This window comes from Paraburkholderia sp., from assembly GCF_035948235.1.
GTDB lineage: Bacteria > Pseudomonadota > Gammaproteobacteria > Burkholderiales > Burkholderiaceae > Paraburkholderia.
Map to the genome: position 1 here is coordinate 1 of NZ_DASZJJ010000214.1, position 12,018 is coordinate 12,018.

General features: G+C 64.3%; 12 protein-coding genes. 5 read left to right on the forward strand and 7 right to left on the reverse strand.

Annotation, left to right across the window (positions count from 1 at the left end; translation table 11 throughout):
- Positions 1-143: 143 nt before the first annotated feature.
- Positions 144-617, reverse strand: coding sequence for a Fur family transcriptional regulator (locus VG320_RS18340; RefSeq protein ID WP_327201504.1), 474 nt, complete (start codon positions 615-617; stop codon positions 144-146).
- Positions 618-811: 194 nt separating this feature from the next.
- On the opposite strand from VG320_RS18340, the gene VG320_RS18345 reads away from it, so the two are divergent.
- A complete protein-coding gene (locus tag VG320_RS18345) occupies positions 812-1,606 on the forward strand; it encodes a hypothetical protein (protein WP_327201505.1) in 795 nt (264 codons plus the stop codon).
- Between the two features lie 15 nt (positions 1,607-1,621).
- Here VG320_RS18345 and VG320_RS18350 read toward each other — a convergent pair whose 3' ends face one another.
- A complete protein-coding gene (locus VG320_RS18350) occupies positions 1,622-2,569 on the reverse strand; it encodes a DUF2092 domain-containing protein (protein WP_327201506.1) in 948 nt (315 codons plus the stop codon).
- A 410-nt stretch (positions 2,570-2,979) separates the two neighbouring features.
- Between VG320_RS18350 and VG320_RS18355 the strand changes: the two genes are divergently transcribed.
- From VG320_RS18355 to VG320_RS18365, 3 genes are read left to right on the forward strand one after another with little or no spacing between them, the layout of a single operon-like run.
- Entirely contained in the window at positions 2,980-4,422 is a 1,443-nt protein-coding gene (locus tag VG320_RS18355; RefSeq protein ID WP_327201507.1) for an MFS transporter, read from the forward strand.
- A gap of 23 nt (positions 4,423-4,445) precedes the next feature.
- Positions 4,446-5,642, forward strand: coding sequence for a CoA transferase (locus VG320_RS18360; RefSeq protein WP_327201508.1), 1,197 nt, complete (start codon positions 4,446-4,448; stop codon positions 5,640-5,642).
- A gap of 2 nt (positions 5,643-5,644) precedes the next feature.
- Entirely contained in the window at positions 5,645-6,535 is an 891-nt protein-coding gene (locus tag VG320_RS18365) for a citryl-CoA lyase (RefSeq protein WP_327201509.1), read from the forward strand.
- A 16-nt stretch (positions 6,536-6,551) separates the two neighbouring features.
- Here VG320_RS18365 and VG320_RS18370 read toward each other — a convergent pair whose 3' ends face one another.
- The gene (locus tag VG320_RS18370) at positions 6,552-7,319 is read right to left on the reverse strand and encodes an IclR family transcriptional regulator (RefSeq protein ID WP_327201510.1); all 768 of its coding nucleotides are present in this window, start codon (positions 7,317-7,319) and stop codon (positions 6,552-6,554) included.
- Between the two features lie 231 nt (positions 7,320-7,550).
- On the opposite strand from VG320_RS18370, the gene ppk2 reads away from it, so the two are divergent.
- Positions 7,551-8,384 (forward strand): polyphosphate kinase 2, encoded by an 834-nt coding sequence (ppk2, locus tag VG320_RS18375; RefSeq protein ID WP_327201511.1) that lies wholly within the window; start codon positions 7,551-7,553, stop codon positions 8,382-8,384.
- A gap of 2 nt (positions 8,385-8,386) precedes the next feature.
- Here the strand turns inward: ppk2 and VG320_RS18380 are convergent, their stop codons facing one another.
- The 4 genes from VG320_RS18380 to VG320_RS18395 form a co-directional block, all read right to left on the reverse strand.
- Entirely contained in the window at positions 8,387-9,409 is a 1,023-nt protein-coding gene (locus VG320_RS18380; protein ID WP_327201512.1) for a substrate-binding domain-containing protein, read from the reverse strand.
- A gap of 50 nt (positions 9,410-9,459) precedes the next feature.
- Positions 9,460-10,545 carry an ABC transporter ATP-binding protein gene (locus tag VG320_RS18385; protein WP_327201513.1) on the reverse strand — a complete coding sequence of 362 codons (1,086 nt, stop codon included), beginning with the start codon at positions 10,543-10,545 and terminating at the stop codon, positions 9,460-9,462.
- Positions 10,546-10,581: 36 nt separating this feature from the next.
- The gene (locus VG320_RS18390; RefSeq protein WP_327201514.1) at positions 10,582-11,517 is read right to left on the reverse strand and encodes a carbohydrate ABC transporter permease; all 936 of its coding nucleotides are present in this window, start codon (positions 11,515-11,517) and stop codon (positions 10,582-10,584) included.
- On the reverse strand, positions 11,514-12,018 hold a 505-nt coding region (locus VG320_RS18395), incomplete at its 5' end, for a sugar ABC transporter permease (protein ID WP_327201515.1). The genes VG320_RS18390 and VG320_RS18395, both read right to left, overlap by 4 nt.

The window sequence follows — 12,018 nt, forward strand, 5'->3', positions numbered from 1 at the left end:
GCCTGGATACGACATCTGTACTTTGCCCAGGTACGACATTACTACTTTGCTCTTACAATCAAAACTTCGATAATTTATGTTATGTAAAATCATAAAAACAGGCGAAAACCTCGCCTGTCCCACCTGACTGCCACTCCCGCAAGCTACTCAGCCCGTCGAGCCACCGCTTGCATCTTGATGCTGCGACCGCCTGCCTCCAGCGCCGCCTCACATTGCGCGCAGCGCCCGAAAATCACCAGGCTTGCACTCGTGTAGCTGAACTCGCGTGCCGATGCGATCGCCGCGTGCTGCGTTTCGAGTTCGCTGTCGTCGATATCGCGAATCGTGCCGCAGTCGTTGCAGACCAGATGCGAATGGCGCGTGCCGCGGTTGAGTTCGTACACGACGCGCTGTTCGCCGATCCACGCATTCGTGATCAGGCCGGCCTCAAGCAATTGCGCGAGCGCGCGGTACACGCTTGCGAGGCTGCATTGCTCGGTGTCCGGCGGGACGCGTCGGAACACCTGATCGGCGGTCATGTGCTCGGTGGGAAATTCGTGAAACAGCTGCAGGACGGCGACCCGACTTGACGTCGGACGCATACGTGCTCGCTTCAGATCGGCGTATATCGCTCTCATTACTTCGGACACAGTTTCGGGCTTAGGCGACAGTCTCGTCGGCGCTTGCTTAAGGCTTGCTTAAGCCCAGACGTCGTGCCGCGATTTGCCTGATGCGGCGCTTTACGCGATCTTTCCTTGCGATTAGCATACGCATAAATGTAAATGATTCTCATTGGCAAATTGCCTTCCAACGCACGCCCACCAACGCAACGATGCACCTCCCAAAACGCCAGCTTTCCCGCCAACACACTTCGTCCCTGCGCCGCCTCGCACTCACAGCCGCTTTCGTTGCACTGGGCCTGCCGATGCTCGCACCGGTCAGCTCATCGGCTGCAACCAGCGAGGCTGTGCCCTCCACCGCCGCACAGCCCATCGCCAGACCGGCCGTTTGGTACGTCACCCGCCTCGCGCACGCCGACCGCGCCGAGGACGACAAGGTGCGCGCCCATCTCGAGTCGCTGGGTCTCACAGTGACGATGGTCGATCAATCGGCGCCGGTTGCCGATGCGCGTGGCGCGCAACTCGTCGTCATTTCGTCGGTGGTCAGCGCGCGTGACATGGTCGGCACGGCCTATCGAGACATCGGCGTGCCTTTGTTGACCTGGGAGTCGGATCTGTTCGATTCGCTGCGGTTCACGGGCCAGCGCAAGGGCGTGGATTTTGGCGAGCTGGACAAGGAGCATTACGTCAACGTGGTGAACGCGCCGAGTCCGCTCGCGGGCGGCGTGGCGGCTGGCAAGCGCTGGGTCTATCCGCGCGATGGCGAGATGGGCTGGGGCCGGCCGGCGCCGGCTGCGACCGTCGTCGCGACGATTCCCGGCGAGCCGGAGCATGCCGTGCTGTTCGGCTACGAAAAAGGCGCGACGATGGATTACGACTTCATTGCGCCTGCGCGCCGCGTGGCGTTATTCCTCGGCAATCGCAGCTTCGAACATCTGAGTCCCGATGGCCAGGCGTTGTTCGACGCCGCCGTCCGATGGGCGCTCGCCGACGCGCGTCAGCCTTGAACGCACGCCTTATCCTTATCGCGGCGCCGTCACGACCACATACTGAACCTGCGTGCCGACGTACTGCGGCTGGTACCACGTCGCGCCGGGTTTGAGTTCGATTTCGCTGGCCCCGGCGCGCGCCCGAAAGACGAAGGTCGACGGTGCGAACACGGGGTTGAGCTTCCAGTGATAGGTGTCCTCGCGGCGCGGCCGCGAGGTCTGGCTCGTGTCCGTGACGATCATCTTGCACGGCAGCGGCCGGCGGCCGGTTTCGACCCACAGCTCCCAGTCTGCGCCGTCCTGCCGGTAGGCGTAGTGCGTGCAACTGCGCGTATCGACCTTCTCCACGCCGATCACCTGCGCCGCGTCGAGCACGCGCTCGTCCGATTTGCCATTGCCCCAGTAGAACAGGTCGACCAGCGGCGTTTCGATATGCCAGTTGTCGACGAGATCGTGGATCAGGCCGTCGAGTGTCGGCGGCGCATCGTGGCGCGCGTACACGCCCTTCTTCTGGTTGTAGATCGTAAAGCGACGCCCGTCGTAGACGATGCTGCGCAGATTGCCATTGCCGCTGATATCGACACGCAGACGGTCGGGATGCTTGACCTTGATGACCGTATGCCGCAACTGCGCCGCATTCTGTCCGTTGTCTAGCACGACGTCCGTGGCCGTGTCGGTGTCCACTTCGAACGCATGCAGCGTGCGCAGATATTCACCCATCGCGTCGAGCGCATCGGTTGCGTGCGCATCGATCGCACTGGACGCGCCGCCATTGGCGTTGTCGGCGTCGGTGCCGAGATCGCTGAGCGGCGACGGCACGTTCGACTGCGCCGGCACATGCTCGCCGGACGTTTCCTGATGCGCGCAGCCTGCGAGCGCCAGCGCGCCCAGCAGCGCGGTGGATAGCGAAAGCGCGAGCTTCGTGCCGAATGTTCTGGGCGGCGTGCGCGCGGTGACTCCAGGGAAGACTCTTTTGTTCACATCGTCTCCTGACTGAAAGTTCGCCTGATCCGAGCGTCGATCCTCGGTGGATTCCAGTGCCGGGTGCAGGCTCGCGTGGACTGCGATGACAACCGGAGAAGCGCGTCCAGCGGTCAACGCAGGCATGGCGCGCGCTTCGTTTCTTGAGCTTAGCAGTGTCCTTGGCGCTTCGTCACATGAATGCAGCCGCATCTCGCGGCGATTGCTGCGAGCGGCGCGCACAGCAACGATCCCGGCTCTGACGCTTGGTGAAACCCCTGGTCGGTGCGCCCATCACGCCGCGCTATCATGCGACTGCGATTTATAGAACGACGTTCTATCAGATAGAACGACAGAAGACCAAGATGAGATAGCGGACGCCTGGCGCCGCCCAACCGTTCATACGTAGTCCGTGCTCAGGAGGAGCCACCATGTCCAGTCTGCCGCTCGGCGCGACCCACGCGTCGCCCCGCGACGATGCCGCGCACGGCGTCGCGGCGCAGATCAACGCGCGCATCGACCGCCTGCCCGCCACCCGCGCGGTCTGGACGCTCGTGCTGCTGCTGTCGTTTGGCGGCTGGTTCGAGTTCTACGATCCGTTCTTCACGGCCTACGTGGGGCCGGGACTCGTCAAAAGCGGGCTTTACACGACCACGACCGCGTCTTTCTTCGGCTTCTCGGGGCTTGGCGCGTTTGTGGCGGCGTCGTTCGCGGGCCTGTTCATCGGTACGTTCTGCTTTACAGGTCTTGCCGACCGTTATGGCCGGCGCACCCTGTTTACCGCCTCGCTGCTCTGGTACTCGGCGGCCACCTTCGTCATGGCGATGCAGACTTCCGCGCCGGCGATCAATCTGTGGCGCCTGATCGCCGGTATCGGCGTGGGGATCGAACTGGTCACCATCGACACCTATGTCAGCGAACTGGTGCCGCGCCACATGCGCGGACGGGCCTTCGCGTTCGTGCATCTCGTGCAGTACACCGCGGTCCCGACGGTGGCGCTGCTCGCGTGGTGGTTCGTGCCGCGCGCGCCGCTGGGTTTCGACGGCTGGCGCTGGGTCGTGATGTTCGGCGCATGTGGCGCGTTGATTGCCTGGGCGATCCGCCGTCGTGTGCCCGAAAGCCCGCGCTGGCTCGCGCAACGCGGCCGCCACGAGGAGGCCGCGCGCATTCTGGCGAAACTCGAAAGCCGGGTCGAAGCGCAGTACGGCCGCCCGCTGCCCGCGCCGACCTATGACACGACCGGCGGCGCCGCGCTGCCGCCAACCAAAGCCCGTTTCGCTGAAATCTGGCAGCCGCCTTATCGCCGTCGCACGATCACCCTGCTCGTCTTCAACCTGTTCCAGGCGATCGGCTTCTATGGTTTTGCCTCGTGGGTGCCCACGCTGCTCGTTTCCAAGGGCGTGACGGTCACGCATGGCCTGCTCTATTCCTTCGTGATTGCCGCCTCGAATCCGTTCGGCCCGCTGATCGGCATGGCGATCGCCGACCGCATCGAGCGCAAGACACTCATCGTGCTGGCCGCGTTGGGCATCGCCGTGTTCGGCACGCTGTTCGCGTTCCAGACGTCGCCTGTGTTGCTGATGGTGCTGGGTGTGCTGATCACGCTGGGCGGCACGCTGCTGTCGGTCGGTTATCACGCGTATCAGGTGGAACTGTTCCCCACCCGCATGCGTGCCACGGCGGTGGGTTTCGTCTATTCGATGTCGCGGCTCTCTGCGATGTTTTCGGGCTTCATGATTGCGTTCGCTTTGCGTCACTTTGGTGTGCCAGGCGTTTTCGCGCTCATTACCGGCGCGATGGTGATGGTGATGGCGGCGATCGGCCTGTTCGGTCCGCGCACCAATAACCGCTCGCTCGAAGCGATTTCCCAATGATCTAAAAAGAGGCTGGAATAACGATGTTGCCCCTCAACGGTGTGCGCGTTCTCGATCTATCGAACGTCCTGGCAGGCCCCTTCTGCGCGTATCAACTGGCGTTGCTCGGCGCCGAAGTCACCAAGGTCGAGCATCCCGAAGGCGGCGATCTCGCGCGGCGTCTGGGCGCTGACAAGGATGCCGCCACGCGCAACATGGGCGCGTCCTTCGTGGCCGTGAACGCAGGCAAGCGCTCGATGACGCTCAACCTCAAGGACCCGCGCGGCAAGGCGATCCTGCTCGATCTCGTGAAGGACGCCGATGTGCTGGTCGAGAACTTTCGCCCGGGCGTCATGGATCGACTGGGATTGGGATTCGATCAGTTATCCGAAGCGAATCCGCGACTGGTTTATTGCGCGATTTCCGGCTTCGGCGAAGACGGAGAACTCGCGCCGCGCCCCGCCTACGACCAGATCATCCAGGGCATGGCCGGGGTGATGAGCGTGACCGGGGACGGCGAAAGCGCGCCACTACGTGTGGGCTACCCGGTATCGGACACCGTAGGCGGTCTGACGGCGGCCTTCGGCATCTGCGCGGCGCTGGTCGATGCGCGCACGAGCGGACGAGGCCGGCGGCTCGACGTATCGATGCTCGAAGCGACGCTCGCGACCATGGGCTGGGTGGTGTCGAACTATCTGAACGCAGGCGTCGAGCCCACGCCAATGGGCAACGAAAATTTCACCGCCGCGCCCTCTGGCACCTTCGCAACGGGCGATGGTCTGCTCAATATCGCCGCCAACGAAACGCGTCAGTTCGAAAGCCTTTGCGATGTGATCGGGCGCCCCGACCTACCGCATGACGAACGCTACGCCGCGCGTCATCTGCGCAAACAGCATCGCGTCGAACTAAAAGCGGAAATCGAAGCCGCGCTGGCCGCCGACAGCGCCGCGAACTGGGAAACGCGCCTGCTCGAGCGCGGCGTGCCGGTGGGGCGCGTGCTGACGGTGCCGCAGATTCTCGCCCATCCCCATCTGGCCGGGCGACGCTTCATACGTGAATTCGAGCCGACGCACGGCGAGGCTGCGCAGCGCGTTACGCGCGCGGGCCTGCGGCTGGCCGATGCCGATGCCGCGCCCTCCTCGCCCGCGCCGACGCTCGGCGCTCACACGCGCGAAACGCTCGCGCAACTCGGTTACGACGCCGCGCAGGTCGAAACGTTGCGCGCGCAAGGAGTGATCTGAACATGACCAACGACGCCAACAACACCAACAACACCAACAACGCCAACAACGCCAACAACGCCAACAACGCCAACGCCGACCTGGCCGCCCTCTGCGCCGATTACTGGCGCACCTCGATCATCGATATCCATCCCGGCTCGATAGCCGTGCGCGGCTATCCGATCCAGGAACTGATCGGCCGCGTGAGTTTTCCGCAGATGATCTGGCTGATGCTGCGCGGCGAACTGCCCGGCGACGACGAAGCTGCGCTGCTCGAAGCGGCGTTGGTTGCTTCGGTGGATCACGGCCCGCACGCGCCCTCGATTGCGATCTCGCGGATGGCGACGAGTTGCGGTCTGCCGCTCAATGGCGCGATGGCTTCGGCGCTGAACGCGCTCGACGATGTGCATGGCGGCGCGGGTCAACAGGCGGTGGAGCTGTATGCGTCGATCGGTGCGCGTATCGATGCGGGCGCCGGGCTCGACGAGGCCGTCGAGGCAGGCGTGGATGCCTTCATCGCCGCGCATGGGAAGTATCTGCCGGGCTTCGGCCATCGCTTCCATCCGGTCGATCCGCGCGCGGGACGCCTGCTGGAAATGGTCGATGCGCGCGTGGAATCGGGCGTGATCAACGGGCGCTACGCGCTGATCGCGCGCGGCATCGAGGCGCTGTTGAAAGCGCGCAAGGACAAACCCGTGCCAATGAATATCGACGGCGTGACGGCTGTGATCTATGCGGAGCTAGGCTTTGCGCCCGAACTCGCGCGCGGCGTGTTCTGCCTGTCGCGCGCCGTGGGCATTCTCGCGCATGCGTGGGAGCAGCGCGGACGCGGCGAACGCAACAAGGGGCCAATCCCGCGCCAGATGGCCTATGCGTACACCGGGCCCGCACAGCGCCATCTGGAAGACGCCTGACGCCAGGCGTCTGCGCTTACGAGCCCGCGCGCGCTGCGTGCGCGCGTTGGGCGGCGCGCAGCGCGCGCGAGTCGCCGCCGAGCGCATCGGTTGCGCGCGCGGCGCAATCGAACAGCGCATCGAGATTCGCTTCGACGAACGCGCGGTCGATGCGCGAACTCGGACCCGCGAGCGTGAGCACGCCGCGCAGCGTATCGCGCACGCCGAACACCGGCATCGACACCCCCGCCGTTTCGCTGTCGCGCTCGCCGATCGACATGCAGTAGAAGTTGCGCCGCGTCTCGTCGAAGCCCTCGCCCGGCTCGCCGCCGAACGCCAGCAGCGCGCGCCCGCCCGAGCCCGTTTCGAGCGGCAGCACATCGCCTTCGCGTACGTGGTGACGCACCACATGTTTCGAATCCACCCGATGCAGGCACACGCGAACGGCGTTGTCGCGCACATAAAATGAAACGCTCTCCCCGCTTGTTTCCGTCAGTTCGCGCATGAGCGGCAGCAGGATGTCGCCCAGATTGAGGCTGCGCTGATACAGCGCGCCCAGCGCGAAGGTGGCGGGCCCGAGTTGATAGCGGCCATCGTCGAGACGTAGCAGCAGGCCGTGCTGGATCAGCGCGCCCGCCAGACGCAGCAGCGTACTCTTGTAAAGGCCCGTGCGGGACGCGAGTTCGGCAAGCGTGAGCGCTCCGTCGTCGGGACGGAACGCGAACAGGATCGCACACGCGCGGTCGATGACGGCGACGCCTTCTTCTTTCTTGAGCGCAGTGTTGACGGGATTATCCGCGGGCATGACGGTCGAAGCGGGATCGGAAAGAGCCTGATTTTACGCGATCCCTCGCACGCGCCGCGATGGCCGCCGCACCGGATCGCGACAAACGTAGCGTTTGATTTCGATCTAGTGCGCCGCTTGTGCGTGGACATCGTGGCACCGCGGATCGCCGCCGCCCGCTTGGATGATTAATTGACCCGCGCGGATCGAAACACCGCCTCTTTTCACCTCATGCCAGATGGAGTGAACGCCATGTCCGATACAAAAGCGAAGACGAAGAAGGCATCGACAGAAGCATTGCCGCAGGCCGATGAAAAGCTCAGCGACAAAGCCTACGAAAAAACGCTGCGCCACCTGCACGAAGAACTCGTGAAACTGCAGCAATGGGTGGTGAAGAGCGGCGCGAAGGTCTGCATCCTGTTCGAAGGCCGCGACGGCGCCGGCAAGGGCGGCACGATCAAGGCCATTACGGAGCGCGTGAGTCCGCGCGTGTTCCGCGTCGTCACCACGCCCGCGCCCACCGAACGCGAAAAGAGCCAGATGTATTTTCAGCGCTATCTGCCCCATCTGCCTGCGGCTGGCGAGATCGTGATCTTCGACCGTAGCTGGTACAACCGTGCGGGCGTCGAGCGCGTGATGGGCTTTTGCACGCCGGAACAGGCGCAGGAGTTTCTGGTCTCGGTGCCGCTGATCGAGCGCGCCATCGTGCACTCGGGGATCATATTGCTGAAATACTGGCTCGACGTCAGTCCCGAGGAGCAGACCCGCCGGCTGGAGGCGCGCATCACCGACGAACGCAAGATCTGGAAGCTCTCGCCAATGGATCTGGAGTCATACCACCGCTGGTACGACTACTCCCGCGCCCGCGACGAGATGTTCGAAAAGACGGATACGACTTTCGCGCCCTGGTTCGTCCTGCATTCGGACGACAAGAAGCGCGCGCGCCTGAACATCATCGCTCACCTCTTGAGCAAGGTGCCCTACGAGGAAGTCCCGCGCGAAAAGGTCAAGTTGCCGCATCGCCAGAAGGCCGATGGCTACCAGGAGCCGGACTACGCCTACCACCGCGTGCCGCTGGTGTACTAAAGCTATGCCGGTCGCGCCGGGTTGGCCTGCGCGACTGAGGCGCGCATCGTCACGCTCACGTCGAAGCGCCGTTCGATTTCCCACTCCGTGCCGTAACACTGGTTGATGAGCCAGCGTACGGCGTTGCGCGTGAGTTCGGCGGTCGGGATATGGACCGAAGTGAGCGCAGGCGCCATATAGGCCGCCGAATAATCATCGTCGTAACCGATCACGGACACATCGCGCGGCACCGAAATCCCCGCATGTTGCAGCCGTGCGAGCGCCGACATCGCCATCGTGTCGTTGGCGCAGAACAGGCCCGTGAAGTGTCGCTTCGAATCGAGCAATTTGCCCGCCGCCGCATAACCGCCTTCGGGCGAAAAGTCAGACATGATGAGCGGCACCTGCTCGCGCGCAATGCCATGGCGCGCCAGTTCCGCAAAAAAGCCGTCCAGACGCGCCTGGTTGTCCGAAGAACTGGCCGTGCCGCCGATGGCCGCGATGTTCCGGTGGCCGTGCTCGATGAGCGTGCGCGCCGCGAGTTCGCCGCCGTGGAAGTGGTCGGCGCAGAATGAGGCCTCGGGCATCTGGTCGAACGCGCGGTTCAGGAACGCCATGCGCGGATGCAGCGCGTGCAGCATGCCCAGGTCGTCGTCGTGCAGATCGTGGCTGATGACCACCACGCCGTCGCAATCGCGGCCAATCAGAAACCGCACCGCCTCGATAGCCTGCTCGCGCGGCGAGGCTTCGCCGCATCCCGTCGCCACGACGACGTGACGGCGCACCGCGCGCAGTTCGGTGTCGGTCTGCTTGAGGATCGTGCCGTAGTACGAGCCGAAGAACGTCGGCACGAAAATGCCGATGATGCCGAGCGACTGCGTCGCCATGGCCCGGCCGATCGACGAGGGCCTGAACTTCAGTTGCTCGATCGCGGCCTGCACGCGCGCGGCCGCGTCGGCCGATACCGGCCCCTTGCCCGAGATCGCGCGAGAGGCGGTGGACAGGCCCACGCCGGCGAGAGTTGCCACGTCTTTCAGGGTTGCCACGTCTGGTTCTTCCCTCGGTCTCTTGTTGTATCGGGGGCTTGTGCGGTGCTTCAGAGCCGCTCGCCGCCCGCTTCGTCAAACAGCGACACATGCTGCACTTCGATCTCGAACGGCACCGGCGCGCCAGCCGCAAGCGGCGTCTTGTCCTGATCGATCGCTGCGATCTGGACGCCATGATAATCGAGCCAGAGCACGCGATGATTACCCATCGGTTCGACCAGGGTAAGCGCGCCTTGCAGCGCGCCGCCCGGCACGCCCGCGCGCACGTCCTCGGGGCGCACGCCCAGCACACAGGGGCGCGTGAGATCCGGCGCGCCCTTGAACGCGTAGTTCGTCACCTCGACCGAAAGCTGCGGGCCGCGGAACCACAGCTTGCCTTCGTCGGCTTGCAGCGTGCCGCGCAGCAGGTTCATCGGCGGCGTGCCCAGGAAGGTCGCGACGAATAGGTTCTCGGGCCGCGCGTAGACTTCGGCGGGCGTGCCGAACTGCTGGATCACCCCGCCCTTCATGACCGCCATGCGCGTGGCGAGCGTCATCGCCTCCACCTGGTCGTGCGTCACGTAAATCATCGTCGCGCCCAGTTGCTGATGCAGTTGCTTGAGTTCGCGGCGCAGTTCGGTGCGCAGCTTCGCGTCGAGATTCGACAGCGGTTCGTCGAACAGGAACACGTCGGCTTCGCGCACCAGCGCCCGGCCGATGGCCACGCGCTGGCGCTGGCCGCCCGAGAGCTGCGCGGGCTTGCGCGCGAGCAGCGGACCGAGCTGGAGCATGTCGGCCGCGCGCTTGACGCGACGCTCGATCTCCGGCTTGGGCGTGCCGTTGATGCGCAGCGCAAATGACATGTTGCGCTCCACGTTCATGGTCGGATAGAGCGCGTAGGACTGGAACACCAGCGCCACGCCGCGATCCTTCGGATCGGCCCAGGTCATGTCCTCGCCGCCGATCTCGATGCTGCCGTCCGTCACGTCGATCAGGCCCGCGATGCTGTGCAGCAAGGTGGATTTGCCGCAGCCCGAGGGGCCGAGCAGCACCACGAATTCGCCGGCGCGCACGTCGAGATCGAGATCTTCGATCACCGTGTTTGCACCAAGCTCGATGCGCAGATTGCGCACCGCTACATTCGCCAGATTCGTCATCGTTCGTCTCTCGTTGAGCCTGCTTTATCCCGCTCGTTACCCTTTCACCGCGCCCGACGCGATGCCGCGCACGAACCAGCGGCCCGACACGAAGTAAATCGCCAGCGGCACCAGCGACGTGAGGATTGTCGCGGCCATGTTGACGTTGTAGAGCCGCTCGCCGGTGGTGGTGTTGATGATGTTGTTGAGCTGCACGGTCATCGGCAGGTTGCGGGTGCCGGCGAATACGAGGCCCAGGATGTAGTCGTTCCAGATGCCGGTGACCTGCATGATGATGGCGACGACGATGATGGGTACCGACATCGGCAGCATCAGTTGCGCGAAGATGCGCCAGAAGCCGCCGCCGTCGATGCGTGCGGCCTTGAACAGCTCCTGCGGCAGCGACGCATAGTAATTACGGAACAGCAGCGTCATCACCGGCATGCCGAAGATCGTGTGAATCACCACGATGCCGGGCAGCGAGCTGAACAGATGCACGGTCGCCAGCACGCGCACGAGCGGGTACACCATCACCTGCACGGGAATGAACGCGCCTGCCAGCAGCACGGCGAATAGCACCCCCGCGCCGCGCGGTTTCCAGAACGACAGCGCGTAACCGTTCACCGCGCCCACCGCGATCGAGATGATCGTGCTGGGCACGACGATGCGCACGGAGTTCCAGAAGCCCACGCGGATGCCCGCGCATTCCAGGCCCGTACATGCGGACGCCCACGCGTCCTGCCATGGTGTGAACGTGATATGACGCGGCAGTGCGAGCAAATGGCCCAGACGGATTTCCTCCATCGGCTTGACCGAGGTGACGAGCATCACATAGAGCGGCAGCAGGAAGAACAGCGCGGCAATGATCAGGAATCCGTAGATACCCAGACGTGCCGGCGTGAAACTGCTGCGTTTGGGTCTGCCCTTTGATCCAGGCGCGCGGCGCGCCACGCGCGGAATGGCGCCGGAAGTATCGGTCAGCGGCGCGCTCATGCTCGTTCTCCTTTACTGGCCATGCGGTTTCTCGCGTATAGCACGGGCGCGAGGATCGCCAGCACGGTGGCGAGCAGAACGATCGAGGCCGCCGAAGCCAGACCGATGTTCGCGCGATTGAACAGATAATCCATGATGAACTTGCCGGGCACTTCGCTGGCGGTGCCAGGGCCGCCCTGGGTCATTGCCACCACGGCGTCGTAGAGCTTCACGACCATCACGAACAGCAGCACGAAGGCGGTGGACATCGAAGTCTTGAGCATCGGCACGACGATGCTCGCGTACACTCGCCAGCGTGGAATGCCGTCGAGTCGCGCGGCCTTCCAGATTTCGTCGTCGATGCTGCGCAGGCCCGCGAGCAGCAGCGCCATCACGAGGCCCGAGGCCTGCCACACCGTCGCGATCACGAGCGTATAGATCACGAAGCGCTGCGAGACGATCCAGTCGAACTGCGCGTGCTCGAAACCCATGTCGCGCAGCACGGCCTGCACGCCCAGCTCA

Coding starts and splice junctions, on each gene's coding strand:
- ppk2 (WP_327201511.1), top strand. CDS start 7,551: ATGTCCGATACAAAAGCGAAGACGAAGAAGGCATCGACAGAAGCATTG.
- VG320_RS18365 (WP_327201509.1), top strand. CDS start 5,645: ATGACCAACGACGCCAACAACACCAACAACACCAACAACGCCAACAAC.
- VG320_RS18355 (WP_327201507.1), top strand. CDS start 2,980: ATGTCCAGTCTGCCGCTCGGCGCGACCCACGCGTCGCCCCGCGACGAT.
- VG320_RS18370 (WP_327201510.1), bottom strand. CDS start 7,319: ATGCCCGCGGATAATCCCGTCAACACTGCGCTCAAGAAAGAAGAAGGC.
- VG320_RS18360 (WP_327201508.1), top strand. CDS start 4,446: ATGTTGCCCCTCAACGGTGTGCGCGTTCTCGATCTATCGAACGTCCTG.
- VG320_RS18340 (WP_327201504.1), bottom strand. CDS start 617: ATGAGAGCGATATACGCCGATCTGAAGCGAGCACGTATGCGTCCGACG.
- VG320_RS18385 (WP_327201513.1), bottom strand. CDS start 10,545: ATGACGAATCTGGCGAATGTAGCGGTGCGCAATCTGCGCATCGAGCTT.
- VG320_RS18345 (WP_327201505.1), top strand. CDS start 812: ATGCACCTCCCAAAACGCCAGCTTTCCCGCCAACACACTTCGTCCCTG.
- VG320_RS18390 (WP_327201514.1), bottom strand. CDS start 11,517: ATGAGCGCGCCGCTGACCGATACTTCCGGCGCCATTCCGCGCGTGGCG.